Raw genomic sequence first — 15002 nt, 5'->3', positions numbered from 1 at the left:
TGCCCCACCTTGCCGGGCTGAAGGGTGTACGAACGGCGAGACCGGCCTGCCAACAACGAAGCCCCAGGTTGGGGCTTCGTTCGAAGAGCGGATGACGGGAATCGAACCCGCGCTATAAGCTTGGGAATCTCCCGGCACTTGGGCCTAAAGAGCCGTCTGACCTGCGGAAACGGGTTTCCTCGGTAGGGCTCTCGATTGCCTCCGGCGTCTGCTGGTGACCGCTGTTCACCGCCCCTACTGGCACGTTGTGGCACGGGTCCCTCTCGTACCGAGAGGAGAGGGAGGCCGGCCACAGGGTTGAATCAGCCGGACAGCGTCGTCGCCACAGACTGGAACCAGGCGCCGTGGGAGAACGGCTCGGGCGGGCCGACCTCCATGCCGAGTTCGGCGGCGGCCAGGGCGTAGTCGCCCTCGTCCAGAGGGAGGGCGAGCAGTTCGTGGAGTTCGCCCACGAGCCGGGCGACCAGTTGGGGGTGGGTGGTGGCGGCGTAGTCGGCGACGGCGGCCTCGTGGTCGGGGAACTCGTCGACGATGTCCTGGGAGAACCAGCCGCCGAGCAGTTGCGCGGTCTCCGGGAAGCGCGCGTGCCACTCCCAGTGCGTCTGCGGGGACGCCGGCTCCGGGACGTAGCCTTCCTCGATGCTCTTCTTCAGGTGGTCGGCCAGCACCGTCAGCCAGCCGCCGATCTCCGACTGGGGCATCCCGGTGTCGGGGATCGCGTAGAACTCGCCCAACTCCAGCCGGACCCGTCCCGGAGGGTTGCGGCTGTACTCGCGCAGCTGGCGCTCCGCCTCCGCGATGGCCGAGGGGCGAGTGTGCCAGGTGTGGCGGAGGTACGCGTCGAGGGCGCGGCTGCGCCGCTCCGGGGTGTCGTCGGCCGGCTGTCCCAGGTAGGCGCGCATCACCTGGTCGAGCTCGCCGTACCGGCGGTCGTGTTCGAGGGGCTTCATGGACATGTGCGTGCGGCCCCTACAGGTAGAACGGGACGGTGGTGTGGACGACGAAGCCGTGCGGGCTCGACGGCTCGCGGCGCAGCACCACGCGCGCCGCGCGAACGTCGATAGGCCCGCGACCCGCCAGCAGCTCGGCCTCCAGCTGGACCCGGCCCACGGGCTCCTCGCGGGACGGCCAGGCGGCCTCGATGGTGAGGCGGGCCCGGGTGTTCTGGGCGAGCCAGCGGTGGATGGCCTGCTCGTTGGCGTTCACCACCTGCTGAGCGGCCCAGTGGGCGGTGTCCCGGTCGGGGTAGGTAGCGGAACGGGTCAGCACGGGGGCATCCTCTCAAAGCACCTGGTCAGGGCTCGTACGGCTCAGTAGTCGGAGAAGTTCCAGAACATGCCGACCTCGGTGTCGGAGACGACGATCAGGCCGTAGTCCTCCGAGTAGATGCTGAGCGGGCTGTACGCCCAGCCCGACGCTGTGAAATCGAGTGTGCCGCGCATGTGTCCGGGCTTCTGGACGTTGGTGTGATAGATGGCCCCGTCCCCGTAACGGGCGAGGATCGTGCGTGCCATGGCCCGCAGTTCCTCCTCGCTCTCTCTGAAGCGCCGCAGGTTGGACAAGGTGCAACGGTCGTCCGTGAGCGCCAGGAGCAGGTTCTCGGCGCTGTCCCGGTCGATCTCCTGGAGGCGTACGGCGACGTAGTCCGGAGGGTGGTCGACGAAGGGGTACAGGGGGAAGGCCGTGCGCTCCGGGTTCTGTGCCTCGTCGTCGAGACCGGCCCAGCCCCGAGGGTCAGGGACCCGTGCCATCAGGGCCAGGACGTCGAGAACCCAGTCCTCGTGCCGGCGTGGGCCCGTGGCGTCGTACGGGGACGCGTCCTCGTACAGGTGGTGCACCGCGGCTTCCCAGGCGGCTTGGTCGACGGACATGGGGTGTTGGCCTTTCTCGGCGGGGCGCTAGGACTTGGAGGGCATCGACGTCATGACGGTGAACGGCGGGTTCCTGCTGCTGTCGTACCGGATCCGCGTGTCGATGCTGTTGACGTCGTACGCCTTGGCCTTCATGCCGCTCCGCTTGTAATCGGACAGGTCGTCTGGATTGTCGTCCAGCTTCTTGTTCACGCTCCTGCCGCTGGGCTCACCATCGGGCGTCGTCGCATAGAACGACTTGACATCGCCGTCGGACGGCGGGGGCGGGCCCTTGAGCCAGGCGTCGATGTCGGCCTTGTTCTTGTTGAGGTTGTACTCGGTCAGCTCTTCCGCCCGCTGGTAGTTCGGGAAGGCGGAGGAGGCGCTTGGCCGCGGCCTGCCGTACGGCCAGGTCAGGGTCGGGCCGCCTGACTGCTGGTCGCGCAAGCGCTGCGCAAGCTGTTCGTCGGTCTTGCCGACATGCTTGTCCAGCGTGTGGCCGTTCGCCATGTACTCGTTGGCGGCGAGGTTCAGATCGTAATTGCCGTTCGAGTCGACCTTCAGCCAGACCTGCGAATCCTTGAACTCCTCCAGGGCCCGCGTGCCGAAGCCGTGGGCGCGTGCGACGCCGGCCTCGAACTTGGGGGCGCTCAGGTAGGCCTCGTTCAGGGGCCCCTTCAGCGCTTCCATGCGGGTGGTCAGGCCCTCCAGGATGCCGGTGTACGTGTTGACGATTCGGTTCAGTTTGGCCGTGTCGAAGTTCAGCACGGTCTTGACGTCGAACGACAGGATCAGGCCCGCGCCCTTGCCGATCACTGACGTGACCTTGCCGAGGAGATCCTTGGGATTCTTGGGCTTGGCCAGGTCGTCCATGATCTCTTGGGCGGCCTTCCGCATGGCGCGGTGGAGTTCGTCCTCGACGTCGCGGTTCAGGTCGACGGCGGCCTCGGCATACTCGCGCAGGATGGTAGCGATGTTGTCGGCCGTGTCCTTGAGTACGGCCATGACGGGCTCGCTGCCGGTGGGGGAGTGGGGTGTGCCCGGGCCGGAGTTGGCGGTCTGCGCCCACTGGTAGCCGTTCCGCTGCTGCCCCCAGGCCGTCGCGCCCCACAATGCGCTGCAGAAGGTCCGCATGGCCGCTTCCCAGTCGGCCTGCTGGTGGTTGGTGATGGCGCCGACGGCCTGGGTGAGCTGGTCCGCCCCCGTCGTGGCGACGATGGAGACGTTCATCCAGCTGTGGCACAGGGAGTTGAGGTAGTGCTGCTGCGGGAACGGGTGGACGTCCGCCACCCTGCCGACCCGGAACACGTGCTTGCACAGCGGCTGGAGGACGTCCCGGACGATCTCCGGTATGCCCTCCATCAGGCCGCGCAGGATGTCGTCGCCGCCGTCGTCGTCACCCCACTTGATGTCCGGTATCCCACCGAACTTCGGAGCCTGGTCGATGACGGCGGGACGTGGGCGCTGCTCAGCCGTTGTTCCCGGCTTGGGATGAGCCGCCGCGTCCGCCCGGGTGTAGGCGTTGGCCGTCTCCGTGAACCCGACGGCCACGCCGCCGACGCTGAGCACGGACCGGCCCCAGACCTCCAACCAGCGGTCGCCGATCTTCTTGTACGCCTGGGCGAACTTTTGGGCCTCACTGCCCGCGCCTCCGGCGTCGGGGTACTCGCGCAGTTCCTCCAGGAGCTTGTTGGCACCGCGCACCAGGAAGTCCTGCTGTGCGGCGACCTGGCCGGAGACCGACCAGAGGTCACTGGGCTTGACGTCGACGGCGCCGCTGCCGCCCGGGGACTGGGTGGGGGTGGAAGGGCCGGCCATCAGGCGCCGCCTCCCCAGCCTTCGAGCACGGACCTGTTGGCCGCGGCGTAGTTGAGATGCGCCTTGACCACGACCTCATGGACCCAGGCTTGGGCGGCCTTGAGGTCGTCGGCGGAGCGGCTCCATTTGTCCAACTCGTCGATGAAGGCCTCGCGGGCCTCGCCGTCCCAGCTCAGGACGACCTTTGCGGCCCGCCCGTACAGGGTCTCCAGCTTCTCGTTGAGGGTGCGGAGGATGTCCTCCAGCTCCCCGGAAAGGCGCTGGAGGGTGGCGAAGTCGACGGTGATCCGGTCTTCGTCCGTCATGCTGCTGATCCCCCCGTGGTTCAGACGTCCAGAATGCGGCTCTGCGGCTGGTCGGCGTCCGCCCCGGCGGCCTGGTCGGGCGTGGTGAGTCCGCGGGCAGCGGCGGACACGTCCTCGCTGTCCTGCATCCGCCGAATCCGGGCCAGGGTGTCGAGCTCCCGCTCGGTGAAGCCGTCGCGCGAGGCACGCATGGCCGCTTCGAGGAGGACCATCACCTGGCGGATGCGCACGGCGTCCTCGGCGACCCCACGGTGCAGCGAGCGGTACGCGGTGGCAGTGGGCCCCTGCCAACCCGCGGCGACCCTGTCGACGACCTCGTCCATGCGGCGGGTCTGCTGCTCCAGATAGCGCTGCATGGCGTCGAGGTCGTCCGCCAGCCTGGTCAGGCCGTCCTCCGAGACGTCCAGATCGGCGTTCCGCATCCTGAGCCCCCGCTCGCCGTGCTGTTCGTGCATGTGTTCCCCGTGTTCGGCCGTTCAGCCTAACGGGCGGGTCCTGCTGATCGGGGCGGGGAGATGGATGAGGCTGGAAAACGACGAAGCCCCAGGTCGCTGACCTGGGGCTTCGTTCGAAGAGCGGATGACGGGAATCGAACCCGCGCTATAAGCTTGGGAAGCTCATGTTCTACCATTAAACTACATCCGCACAGCGGCCGGGTGATCCGTGCCGCATCGTTGCACACTGTACCCCATGCGCCACTTGAGGCGAAGCTCCTGTCTGCGTGTGTGCGGGTGGGTGCGGAGCGGCGTCTGGAGGGTGTCCTGTTGATCCCCTAATGTGGCTGTCTCGTCCACCGCATGTGTAGGGGAAGGGACTTGATGGGTTCCATGGAACGCACCGTCGTCCGCTGTGCCGAGGGGCACGTCTTCAGTACCGCCTCGTTCCCGCTTCAGCAGCTCGGGGCCGGGCGGATCGGGCCCGGGCGGCTCATCCGGTGTCCGCGGTGTGCGCGGTTGCGGCACGCGGTGCCCGTGGTGCTCGGACAGCGCTGAGCCGGGCGGCACCCGGCGGTGCCCGTGGGCGCGGGGCCCTGCCGATTGGGGCAGGTCCGCGCCCTCTGCGTATCGTGGGGGCGTGCTTCTCTCAGACAAGGACATCCGGGCCGAGATCGATGCCGGACGGGTACGCATCGACCCGTACGACGAATCCATGGTGCAGCCCTCGAGCATCGACGTGAGGCTTGACCGCTTCTTCCGGGTGTTCGAGAACCACCGCTACCCCCACATCGACCCCGCCATCGAGCAGCTCGACCTGACGCGCGAGGTCGAGCCGGAGGGCGACGAGGCGTTCATCCTGCACCCGGGCGAGTTCGTGCTCGCCTCGACCTACGAGGTCATCACCCTGCCGGACGACATCGCGTCGCGCCTGGAGGGGAAGAGCTCTCTGGGGCGGCTGGGGCTCGTCACGCACTCGACCGCCGGGTTCATCGACCCCGGTTTCTCGGGGCACGTGACCCTGGAGCTGTCGAACCTCGCCACCCTGCCGATCAAGCTGTGGCCGGGCATGAAGATCGGCCAGCTGTGCATGTTCCGGCTGAGCACGCCCGCCGAATTCCCGTACGGGAGCGAGCGGTACGGCTCGCGGTACCAGGGCCAGCGGGGGCCGACGGCCTCCCGCTCGTTCATGAACTTCCATCGGACCCAGGTGTGAGGCGGTAGCCGGCATGAGTGAAGTACGCGAGAACCTGACGTACGAGGGCTTCGGCAAGGCCGTCCGCGAGCTGGCGCAGACCATCGCCGACGACGGCTACGAGCCGGACATCGTCCTCTCCATCGCCCGTGGCGGAGTCTTCGTCGCCGGCGGTCTGGCCTACGCCCTGGACTGCAAGAACATCCACCTCGTGAACGTGGAGTTCTACACCGGGGTCGGGACGACCCTGGAGATGCCGGTCATGCTGGCGCCCGTGCCCGACGCGATCGACTTCAGCGACAAGAAGGTCCTGATCACGGACGACGTCGCCGACACCGGCAAGACGCTCAAGCTCGTCCACGACTTCTGCGTCGACCACGTCGCCGAGGTCCGCTCGGCCGTCATCTACGAGAAGTCGCACTCGCTCGTGAAGTGCGAGTACGTGTGGAAGAAGACCGACGAGTGGATCAACTTCCCCTGGTCGGTCGAGCCGCCCGTGGTGAAGCGCGAGGGCCAGGTCCTCGACGCCTGAGTGGCGTGACCCGTGGATGAGATGGAAGGACCCTCGTCGACTTCGGTCGACGGGGGTCCTTTTCTTTGCTCACGCGCGTCGCGGACAGCGGGAAGCCCCCCACCGCCGTGCGATGGAGGGCTTCCCGGAGTCCGTGTACGCCGTCTACAGCATGCCCAGCTTGGTCAGGCTCAGCAGCGCCACCAGCTGGATCGCCGACGCGCCCAGGGCCTTCGGCCACGGCAGGTCGTGCGAGCGGCTCACCATCATCGTGAGCAGCGCGCCGAGCGCGAGCCAGGTCAGCCAGCCGAGGACCTGGACGAAGCCGTTCTCGCCGCCCAGGAAGAGCGCGAAGACGAGCCGGGGCGCGTCCGTGATCGACATGATCAGCATCGACAGGCCCACGGTCGGCTGCCAGGAGCCGTCGCCGCCGAGCTGGCGGGCGAGCGTGTGGGTGACCGCGCCGAGGATCAGTCCGCCGACGACGAAGCCGAGGGCCGTCATCAGGACGTACGGGATCGCTGTCGACAGCGTCGCGTTGATCGCCTCGTCGCGCGCCTTGTCGAAGCCGAAGATCGCGAGCAGGCCGTAGAGGAAGGTGACGACCAGCGCCGGGCCCCAGACGGCGTGGTCCCGCATCCGGAGGAAGGTGTCCGCCGGGCGCAGCACGATGCCGCTCAGGAGGGCCTTCCAGGGGAGGCGGGGGCCGGTGGGGACGGGGGCGGGCTGGTAGCCGCCGCCACCGTCGCGGTACGGGTCGTCGACGCTGAACATCTGCGTGTGGCCCGGGTTGTTCGCCGTGCCGGGGTGCGCCTGCGACGGCTGCTGCTGTCCGTAGGGCTCGCCGAAGTACTCCGGCTCGCCGTAGGGCTGCTGCTGCCCCTGGGGGCCGCCGCGCTGACCGCCGTACTGGCCGCCCTGAGGACCGCCCTGCCGGCCGCCGTACTGGGGGCCTCCGCCCTGCGGGGGCCACTGCTGCTGCGGGTACGACGGCGGAGCCGCGTTGTACCCGTAGGGCGCCTGCTGCGGTTGCTGCTGCTGTTGCTGCGGGGGGCGGTTGTCCCGGCCGCGTCCGTTCCTGAATCCAGCCACGCCTTGAACGTACCCGCTCGGGCTGTGGAGGCGCTCCTCCGGCCGCCCCTTGCCACTGAGCTGTGACATCCCCTAGGGGGTCCGAAGGAGCGCTCAGGGGGCGGTGGGCCGTGACGCGGTCGCGGGGGAAGCGCGGGAGTGCTGTTACAAATCCGACGTATCGCCTCAGTGTGGTGCTCGTAGCTTCGGAGGAGTCAGCGACCCGACCAAGGAGCTCTTCCGATGCGTGTCACCCGTCGTTCCGCCCGTACCGCCGCCGTCGCCACCGGGGCCGTCGCCGCCCTCCTCCTGCCGGCCGCCGCTGCCTTCGCCGCCGACGGGCCCGCACAGGACCCGGCTCCCGCCGGGAGCGACCAGTCGGTCCTGTGGCGCAACGTCGATCTCGCCGACGGTTCGCTCGCGAAGGTCTACCAGGACGGCCCGGGCCGCTTCTCCGCCGAGATCTACGCGAACGGCTCCCTGGTCGACACCCTCACCAGCACCGACGGGAAGCCGGCGTACGGGGAGAACAACGGCCTCCACGTCGTCCTCCGCCCGGACGGCACCGTCTCCTCCTGGCTGGACAGCACCCCCACCCCGAAGCCGGACCGCAAGCCGACGCCCGAACCCGCCCCGCACCAGGCCTCCGCCAAGGTCACGCTGCCCGACGGGAACATCGCCCGGTTCTTCCCCGGCAAGACCTGGCCCCGCGTCGAGATCACCCGGTCGAACGGGCACGCCGTCGGCACCCTCGACCTGAAGCACTCCGCCTCCGGCCACCACGGCTGGACCTACAAGCTCGTCGACGCGGGCAAGCACCGCTACGAGCTCGCCGCGATCGACACCCCGAAGCAGGGTGCGAACAGCTGGGTCTACGACTTCCAGGGCAAGCTGATCGAGAAGTACACCGCCCAGAAGGCCGGCTGAGGCGCCGCACGACGAAGAGGGCCGCCCCGCGATCACGCGGGGCGGCCCTCTCTCACGTACCGACTACTTCGCCGGCTCCGGCTCCGGCTCCTCCGCCGGCTCCGGCTCCGGGTCCACCGGGGCCTTCACCGACTCGAGGAGCAGCTGGGCCACGTCGACGACCGTGACGGACTCCTTGGCCTTGCCCTCGTTCTTCTTGCCGTTGACCGAGTCGGTCAGCATGACGAGGCAGAACGGGCAGGCGGTGGAGACGATGTCCGGGTTGAGGGACAGGGCCTCCTCGACGCGCTCGTTGTTGATGCGCTTGCCGATCCGCTCCTCCATCCACATCCGGGCACCACCGGCGCCGCAGCAGAAGCCGCGCTCCTTGTGGCGGTGCATCTCCTGCTGGCGCAGGCCGGGGACGGCGGACATGATCTCGCGCGGCGGCGTGTAGACCTTGTTGTGACGGCCCAGGTAGCACGGGTCGTGGTAGGTGATGAGGCCCTCGACCGGGGTCACCGGGATCAGCTTGCCCTCGTCGATGAGGTGCTGGAGCAGCTGGGTGTGGTGGATGACCTCGTACTCGCCGCCGAGCTGCGGGTACTCGTTGGCGATGGTGTTGAAGCAGTGCGGGCAGGTCGAGACGATCTTCTTCGCCGACTTCGGCTTCTTCGTCGACTCGTCCTCGTCATCCTCGCCGAACGCCATGTTCAGCATGGCGACGTTCTCCTGGGCGAGCTGCTGGAACAGCGGCTCGTTGCCGAGGCGGCGGGGGGAGTCACCGGTGCACTTCTCGTCCCCGCCCATGATCGCGAACTTGACGCCCGCGATGTTGAGCAGCTCGGCGAAGGCCTTGGTGGTCTTCTTGGCCCGGTCCTCCAGGGCGCCGGCGCAGCCGACCCAGTAGAGGTAGTCGAACTCGGAGAGGTCCTCGACGTCCTTGCCGACGATCGGGACCTCGAAGTCGACCTCCTTGGTCCACTCGACGCGCTGCTTCTTCGCCAGGCCCCAGGGGTTGCCCTTCTTCTCCAGGTTCTTGAGCATCGTGCCCGCCTCGGACGGGAACGCGGACTCGATCATCACCTGGTAGCGGCGCATGTCGACGATGTGGTCGATGTGCTCGATGTCGACCGGGCACTGCTCGACGCAGGCGCCGCAGGTGGTGCAGGACCACAGGACGTCGGGGTCGATGACGCCGTTCTCCTCGGCGGTGCCGATGAGGGGGCGCTCGGCCTCGGCGATCGCGGAGGCGGGGACGTCCTTGAGCTGCTCCTCGGTGGCCTTCTCGTTGCCCTCCATGTCCTTGCCGCCGCCCGCGAGCAGGTACGGCGCCTTGGCGTGCGCGTGGTCGCGCAGCGACATGATGAGGAGCTTCGGCGAGAGCGGCTTGCCGGTGTTCCAGGCGGGGCACTGCGACTGGCAGCGGCCGCACTCGGTGCAGGTGGAGAAGTCGAGGATGCCCTTCCAGGAGAACTGCTCGACCTGGGAGACACCGAAGACGGCGTCCTCGGCCGGGTCCTCCCAGTCGATCTCCTTGCCGCCGGTCGTCATCGGCTGGAGCGCGCCGAGGGCGGTGGAGCCGTCGGCGTTGCGCTTGAACCAGATGTTCGGGAAGCCGAGGAAGCGGTGCCAGGCGACGCCCATGTTGGTGTTGAGCGAGACCGTGATCATCCAGGTGAAGGACGTGACGATCTTGAGGCACGCGAAGAAGTAGGTGAGGTACTGGATCGTGCTCAGGTCCAGGCCGTCGAGCAGCGCGATCAGCGGGTACGAGGCGAAGAAGCCCGGCTCCCAGCTCGTCACGTGGTGCTGGACGCCCTCAAGGGCGCGGAGCGTCATGATGCAGACGCCGACGATCAGGATGACGGCCTCGACGAAGTACGCCTGGCCCGTCTTGGATCCGGCGAAGCGGGACTTGCGGCCCGCCTTGGTCGGCTTGCTGAGCTGGCGGATCACGATGAGGGTCACGATGCCGAGGACCGTCATCAGGCCGAGGAACTCGGTGAAGATCTCGTACGGCAGCCAGTCGCCGATGATCGGGATCAGCCAGTCGGCCTGGAAGAGCTGGCCGAAGGCGTTGACGATCGTCAGGAGCAGCGAGAAGAAGCCCACCGCGACGAACCAGTGTGCGAAGCCGACGATGCCCCAGCGGTTCATCCTGGTGTGGCCGAGGAACTCCTTGACCAACGTGATGGTGCGCTGCTTGGGGTCACCGGTGCGTGTGCCGGCGGGCACCGGCTGACCGAGCCGCACGAAGCGGTAGATCTGCACGGTGGCGCGGCCGAACAGCGCGACGGCCACCACCGTGATGGCGATCGACACGATGATCGCGGCGAGTTGCATGACGGGCTCCTCGGGCGGGCCTACTAAGCGGTAACTTATTGAGTTCCCGCTGAGATTACCCGGTCACGGCGCCGCGCTGTAGCGGCGCTCGCGGTGATATGTGTCGCTCAGGCAAACCTTGCCGCGCGACGCCTGCGGACTGCTGGAAGCGTACGCGCCAGGATGGCGAGGTCCATCCCCAGCCAATGGTGGTCCACATAGTGGAGATCGAGCAGCTCGCGCTCCTCCCACGGCAGCTCCGAGCGCCCGCTGATCTGCCACGGCCCGGTGAGCCCGGGGCGTACGGAGAGCCGGCGCCGGCCCTCGCCCGCGCACTCGCGGTGGCTCGGGGCCAGCGGGCACGGTCCGACCAGCGACATCCGGCCCGCGACGACGTGCAGGAGCAGGGGCAGCGCGGCCAGCGGGCTCTTCGTGCGGAAGGTCAGCATCGTGAAGGCGCGGCCCTCCAGGCCGGCCACCGTCCGGCGGCGCAGCACGCCGCGCCCCGGGGCCGAGTCGCCCAGCGCGACCGAGAGGGCGACGGCGGCGAGAAGAGGGGAGAGCGTGACCAGCAGGGCGAGCCCGCCCAGGACGTCGAAGGTGCGCTTGGCCGTCATTCCCCACACCCTTCCGAGTGAGCCGATGAGAATCATGGGATATTCGTGGGATATGCCTGCTTTGCCCGACAAGGGGCGTCCGGACTCTCTCACGGCTGCCCCGGTCTGGAGCGGGATCGACGCGCTCAACCCCTCCTTACGGCCCCCGTTGAGCGCCCGGACGCGCGAAGAGTTGAGTCGCCTCCACTCAGGTCTGTTGACGAGGCGGGGGGTGTCGTGCATCCTTGAGTCAGATCCACTCAAGTCAGTCAGCTGGAGGAATTGAAATGGCACGTGCGGTCGGCATCGACCTGGGCACGACTAACTCCGTCGTCAGCGTTCTGGAAGGCGGCGAGCCCACCGTCATCACCAACGCCGAGGGTGCCAGGACCACGCCGTCCGTCGTCGCCTTCGCGAAGAACGGCGAAGTGCTCGTCGGCGAGGTGGCCAAGCGTCAGGCCGTCACCAACGTCGACAGGACCATCCGGTCGGTCAAGCGCCACATGGGCACCGACTGGAAGATCGAGATCGACGGCAAGAACTTCAACCCGCAGCAGATGAGCGCCTTCATCCTGCAGAAGCTCAAGCGTGACGCCGAGGCGTACCTGGGCGAGAAGGTCGTCGACGCGGTCATCACCGTCCCCGCGTACTTCAACGACTCCGAGCGCCAGGCCACCAAGGAGGCCGGTGAGATCGCGGGCCTCAACGTCCTGCGCATCGTCAACGAGCCGACCGCGGCCGCCCTGGCCTACGGCCTCGACAAGGACGACCAGACGATCCTCGTCTTCGACCTCGGTGGCGGCACCTTCGACGTGTCCCTCCTGGAGATCGGCGACGGCGTCGTCGAGGTGAAGGCCACCAACGGTGACAACCACCTCGGTGGTGACGACTGGGACCAGCGCGTCGTCGACTACCTGGTGACGCAGTTCCAGAACGGCCACGGCGTGGACCTCGCCAAGGACAAGATGGCTCTCCAGCGTCTCCGCGAGGCCGCGGAGAAGGCGAAGATCGAGCTCTCGTCCTCGACCGAGACCTCCATCAACCTGCCGTACATCACGGCCTCCGCCGAGGGCCCGCTGCACCTGGACGAGAAGCTCACGCGCGCCCAGTTCCAGCAGCTGACCTCGGACCTGCTCGACCGCTGCAAGGTGCCGTTCCACAACGTCATCAAGGACGCGGGCATCGAGCTCCGCGAGATCGACCACGTCGTTCTCGTCGGTGGCTCCACCCGTATGCCGGCCGTCGCCGAGCTCGTCAAGGAGCTGACCGGCGGTCAGGACGCCAACAAGGGCGTCAACCCGGACGAGGTCGTCGCCATCGGCGCCGCGCTCCAGGCCGGTGTCCTCAAGGGTGAGGTCAAGGACGTCCTGCTCCTCGACGTGACCCCGCTGTCCCTCGGCATCGAGACCAAGGGCGGCATCATGACCAAGCTCATCGAGCGCAACACCACGATCCCGACCAAGCGGTCCGAGATCTTCACGACGGCCGAGGACAACCAGCCGTCCGTGCAGATCCAGGTCTACCAGGGCGAGCGCGAGATCGCGGCGTACAACAAGAAGCTCGGCATGTTCGAGCTGACCGGTCTGCCGCCGGCCCCGCGTGGCGTCCCGCAGATCGAGGTCGCCTTCGACATCGACGCCAACGGCATCATGCACGTGACCGCGAAGGACCTGGGCACGGGCAAGGAGCAGAAGATGACCGTCACCGGCGGCTCCTCGCTGCCGAAGGACGAGGTCGACCGGATGCGCCAGGAGGCCGAGCAGTACGCGGACGAGGACCACCGTCGCCGCGAGGCCGCCGAGTCCCGCAACCAGGGCGAGCAGCTCGTCTACCAGACGGAGAAGTTCCTCAAGGACAACGAGGACAAGGTCCCCGGTGACGTCAAGGCCGAGGTCGAGGCCGCGCTCGTCGAGCTGAAGGAGAAGCTCAAGGGCGAGGACACCGCCGAGATCCGCACCGCCACCGAGAAGGTCGCGGCCGTCTCCCAGAAGCTCGGCCAGGCGCTGTACGCGGACGCCCAGGGCGCGCAGGCCGCGGGCGGCGAGGCTCCGAACATGTCGAAGGAAGACGACGTGGTCGACGCCGAGATCATCGACGACGAGCAGCCGAAGGGCGGCCAGGCGTGACCGAGGAGACCCCGGGCTTCGAGGAGAAGTCCGACGTCCCCTCCGGCGCCACCCCTGACGACGCCGCCGAGGCCGCCGACTCCTCCGAGAAGGAGTCGGCGGCCCCGGCCGGGGACGCAAGCAGCCAGAAGTCGGCCGGTACCGCGGGCCTCACCGCCCAGCTGGACCAGGTGCGCTCCGCGCTCGAAGAGCGCACCGCGGACCTCCAGCGGCTCCAGGCCGAATACCAGAACTACCGCCGCCGCGTGGAGCGGGACAGGGTCACGGTCAAGGAGATCGCCGTCGCGACGCTCCTGTCCGACCTCCTGCCCGTCCTCGACGACGTCGGCCGGGCCCGGGACCACGGCGAGCTCGTGGGCGGCTTCAAGTCGGTGGCGGAATCGCTGGAGACCGTCGTCGCCAAGATGGGCCTGCAGCAGTTCGGCAAGGAGGGCGAGCCCTTCGACCCGACGATCCACGAGGCCCTGATGCACTCGTACGCGCCGGACGTCACCGAGACGACCTGCGTGGCGATCCTGCAGCCGGGGTACCGGATCGGCGAGCGGACCATCAGGCCCGCGCGGGTCGCGGTGGCCGAGCCCCAGCCGGGCGCCACGCCCGGCTCCAAGGAAGAGAAGGCCGACGAGGAGAGCGGTGCCCCCGACGAGGGGTGACGCAACGATCGTCCGGAAGGAGGGACGTCGATGAGCACGAAGGACTTCGTCGAGAAGGACTACTACAAGGTTCTCGGCGTCCCCAAGGACGCCACCGAGGCCGAGATCAAGAAGGCGTACCGGAAGCTCGCCCGCGAGAACCATCCGGACGCCAACAAGGGCGACACCAAGGCCGAGGAGCGCTTCAAGGAGATCTCCGAGGCCAACGACATCCTCGGTGACCCCAAGAAGCGCAAGGAGTACGACGAGGCGCGCGCGCTCTTCGGGAACGGCGGCTTCCGGGCCGGCGGCCCGGGCGGCGGTTCGTTCAACTTCGACCTGGGCGACCTCTTCGGAGGCGCCCAGGGCGGGGCGGGCGGCGGCGGCTTCGGCGGCGGTGGCGGCATCGGGGACGTCTTCGGCGGCCTGTTCAACCGCGGGGCCGGCACGGGTGCGCGCACCCAGCCGCGCCGCGGCCAGGACATCGAGTCCGAGGTGACGCTCAGCTTCATCGAGGCCGTCGAGGGCGCGACCGTACCGCTGCGCATGTCCAGCCAGCAGCCGTGCACGGCCTGCTCGGGCACCGGCGACAAGAACGGCACGCCCCGGGTGTGCCCGACCTGCGTCGGCACCGGCCAGGTCTCGCGCGGCAGCGGCGGCGGATTCTCGCTCACCGACCCGTGCGTGGACTGCAAGGGCCGCGGCCTCATCGCCGAGAACCCCTGCGAGGTCTGCAAGGGCAGCGGGCGGGCCAAGTCCTCCCGCACCATGCAGGTCCGCATCCCGGCGGGCGTCTCCGACGGGCAGCGGATCAGGCTCCGCGGCAAGGGCGCTCCTGGTGAGCGCGGCGGGCAGCACGGCGATCTGTACGTCGTGGTGCACGTCGACGACCACGCGGTCTTCGGCCGCAAGGACGACAACCTCACCGTCACGGTGCCGGTCACCTTCACGGAGGCGGCGCTCGGCGGCGAGATCAAGGTCCCGACGCTCGGCGGTCCCGCGGTGACGCTCAAGCTGCCGGCGGGCACTCCGAACGGCCGGACCATGCGCGCCCGGGGCAAGGGCGCGGTCCGCAAGGACGGCACCCGCGGCGACCTGCTCGTCACGATCGAGGTCGCGGTGCCGAAGGAGCTGGACGACAAGGCACGTGAGGCCCTGGAGACCTTCCGCGAGGCGACCGCCTCCGAGGACCCCCGGGCGGAGCTGTTCCAGGCCGCGAAGGGAGCGTGACCC

Annotated in this window: 15 protein-coding genes and 1 tRNA gene; 6 read left to right on the top strand and 10 right to left on the bottom strand. The window is 68.6% G+C overall.

All coding sequences use genetic code 11. The annotated features are described in order from the left end of the window. Nucleotides 1-302: 302 nt before the first annotated feature. From IE124_RS15945 to IE124_RS15915, 7 genes are all read right to left on the bottom strand, one after another. Entirely contained in the window at nt 303-956 is a 654-nt protein-coding gene (locus IE124_RS15945; protein WP_189508409.1) for a contact-dependent growth inhibition system immunity protein, read from the bottom strand. 13 nt (nt 957-969) lie between these two features. After that, nucleotides 970-1269: an RNase A-like domain-containing protein gene (locus IE124_RS15940; protein WP_189508408.1), complete on the bottom strand. Its 300-nt coding sequence runs from the start codon at nt 1267-1269 to the stop codon at nt 970-972. Between the two features lie 41 nt (nt 1270-1310). Continuing rightward, on the bottom strand, nt 1311-1871 hold the full coding sequence (locus IE124_RS15935; RefSeq protein ID WP_189508407.1) for a hypothetical protein: 561 nt from the start codon (nt 1869-1871) through the stop codon (nt 1311-1313). A 27-nt stretch (nt 1872-1898) separates the two neighbouring features. Next, nucleotides 1899-3668 carry an RNase A-like domain-containing protein gene (locus IE124_RS15930; protein WP_189508406.1) on the bottom strand — a complete coding sequence of 590 codons (1770 nt, stop codon included), beginning with the start codon at nt 3666-3668 and terminating at the stop codon, nt 1899-1901. After that, nucleotides 3668-3973: a WXG100 family type VII secretion target gene (locus IE124_RS15925; RefSeq protein WP_189508405.1), complete on the bottom strand. Its 306-nt coding sequence runs from the start codon at nt 3971-3973 to the stop codon at nt 3668-3670. The genes IE124_RS15930 and IE124_RS15925 overlap by 1 nt, the downstream gene beginning before the upstream one ends. Nucleotides 3974-3993: 20 nt before the next feature. Beyond that, nucleotides 3994-4428 carry a WXG100 family type VII secretion target gene (locus IE124_RS15920; RefSeq protein WP_189508404.1) on the bottom strand — a complete coding sequence of 145 codons (435 nt, stop codon included), beginning with the start codon at nt 4426-4428 and terminating at the stop codon, nt 3994-3996. Nucleotides 4429-4547: 119 nt separating this feature from the next. Next, a tRNA-Gly gene (locus tag IE124_RS15915) sits at nt 4548-4618 on the bottom strand. A 429-nt stretch (nt 4619-5047) separates the two neighbouring features. Here IE124_RS15915 and dcd point away from each other — a divergent pair. Beyond that, nucleotides 5048-5623 (top strand): dCTP deaminase, encoded by a 576-nt coding sequence (gene dcd, locus IE124_RS15910; protein WP_150268561.1) that lies wholly within the window; start codon nt 5048-5050, stop codon nt 5621-5623. Nucleotides 5624-5636: 13 nt separating this feature from the next. Then, the gene (locus tag IE124_RS15905; protein ID WP_141302456.1) at nt 5637-6134 is read left to right on the top strand and encodes a phosphoribosyltransferase; all 498 of its coding nucleotides are present in this window, start codon (nt 5637-5639) and stop codon (nt 6132-6134) included. Between the two features lie 144 nt (nt 6135-6278). On the opposite strand, the gene IE124_RS15900 is transcribed toward IE124_RS15905, so the two are convergent. Beyond that, entirely contained in the window at nt 6279-7205 is a 927-nt protein-coding gene (locus tag IE124_RS15900) for a Yip1 family protein (RefSeq protein ID WP_189508403.1), read from the bottom strand. Nucleotides 7206-7427: 222 nt separating this feature from the next. Here IE124_RS15900 and IE124_RS15895 point away from each other — a divergent pair, with 222 nt between their 5' ends. Further along, a complete protein-coding gene (locus IE124_RS15895; protein WP_189508548.1) occupies nt 7428-8111 on the top strand; it encodes a hypothetical protein in 684 nt (227 codons plus the stop codon). A gap of 63 nt (nt 8112-8174) precedes the next feature. Here IE124_RS15895 and IE124_RS15890 read toward each other — a convergent pair whose 3' ends face one another. Then, entirely contained in the window at nt 8175-10436 is a 2262-nt protein-coding gene (locus IE124_RS15890) for a (Fe-S)-binding protein (protein ID WP_189508402.1), read from the bottom strand. 107 nt (nt 10437-10543) lie between these two features. Next, nucleotides 10544-11032, bottom strand: coding sequence for a sugar transferase (locus IE124_RS15885; protein WP_189508401.1), 489 nt, complete (start codon nt 11030-11032; stop codon nt 10544-10546). A 266-nt stretch (nt 11033-11298) separates the two neighbouring features. On the opposite strand from IE124_RS15885, the gene dnaK reads away from it, so the two are divergent. The 3 genes from dnaK to dnaJ are packed head-to-tail and all read left to right on the top strand — an operon-like array spanning nt 11299 to nt 14999. Then, nucleotides 11299-13137, top strand: coding sequence for a molecular chaperone DnaK (dnaK, locus tag IE124_RS15880; RefSeq protein WP_189508400.1), 1839 nt, complete (start codon nt 11299-11301; stop codon nt 13135-13137). Then, the gene (grpE, locus tag IE124_RS15875) at nt 13134-13790 is read left to right on the top strand and encodes a nucleotide exchange factor GrpE (protein WP_189508399.1); all 657 of its coding nucleotides are present in this window, start codon (nt 13134-13136) and stop codon (nt 13788-13790) included. The genes dnaK and grpE overlap by 4 nt, the downstream gene beginning before the upstream one ends. Before the next feature lie 30 nt (nt 13791-13820). Then, nucleotides 13821-14999 carry a molecular chaperone DnaJ gene (gene dnaJ / locus IE124_RS15870; protein ID WP_189508398.1) on the top strand — a complete coding sequence of 393 codons (1179 nt, stop codon included), beginning with the start codon at nt 13821-13823 and terminating at the stop codon, nt 14997-14999. Nucleotides 15000-15002: the final 3 nt, after the last annotated feature.

The organism is Streptomyces narbonensis, from assembly GCF_014649015.1.
GTDB classification, from domain to species: domain Bacteria; phylum Actinomycetota; class Actinomycetes; order Streptomycetales; family Streptomycetaceae; genus Streptomyces; species Streptomyces narbonensis.
The sequence above is the reverse complement of the archived record's forward strand: the minus strand, read 5'-3'. Positions and strand labels throughout refer to the sequence as shown.

Excerpts from the sequence above, each read along its gene's own strand:
- IE124_RS15945 (WP_189508409.1), bottom strand. The coding sequence starts at position 956 with ATGTCCATGAAGCCCCTCGAACACGACCGCCGGTACGGCGAGCTCGAC.
- IE124_RS15935 (WP_189508407.1), bottom strand. The coding sequence starts at position 1,871 with ATGTCCGTCGACCAAGCCGCCTGGGAAGCCGCGGTGCACCACCTGTAC.
- IE124_RS15930 (WP_189508406.1), bottom strand. The coding sequence starts at position 3,668 with ATGGCCGGCCCTTCCACCCCCACCCAGTCCCCGGGCGGCAGCGGCGCC.
- IE124_RS15925 (WP_189508405.1), bottom strand. The coding sequence starts at position 3,973 with ATGACGGACGAAGACCGGATCACCGTCGACTTCGCCACCCTCCAGCGC.
- IE124_RS15920 (WP_189508404.1), bottom strand. The coding sequence starts at position 4,428 with ATGCACGAACAGCACGGCGAGCGGGGGCTCAGGATGCGGAACGCCGAT.
- IE124_RS15905 (WP_141302456.1), top strand. The coding sequence starts at position 5,637 with ATGAGTGAAGTACGCGAGAACCTGACGTACGAGGGCTTCGGCAAGGCC.
- IE124_RS15895 (WP_189508548.1), top strand. The coding sequence starts at position 7,428 with ATGCGTGTCACCCGTCGTTCCGCCCGTACCGCCGCCGTCGCCACCGGG.
- IE124_RS15890 (WP_189508402.1), bottom strand. The coding sequence starts at position 10,436 with ATGCAACTCGCCGCGATCATCGTGTCGATCGCCATCACGGTGGTGGCC.
- IE124_RS15885 (WP_189508401.1), bottom strand. The coding sequence starts at position 11,032 with ATGACGGCCAAGCGCACCTTCGACGTCCTGGGCGGGCTCGCCCTGCTG.
- dnaK (WP_189508400.1), top strand. The coding sequence starts at position 11,299 with ATGGCACGTGCGGTCGGCATCGACCTGGGCACGACTAACTCCGTCGTC.
- dnaJ (WP_189508398.1), top strand. The coding sequence starts at position 13,821 with ATGAGCACGAAGGACTTCGTCGAGAAGGACTACTACAAGGTTCTCGGC.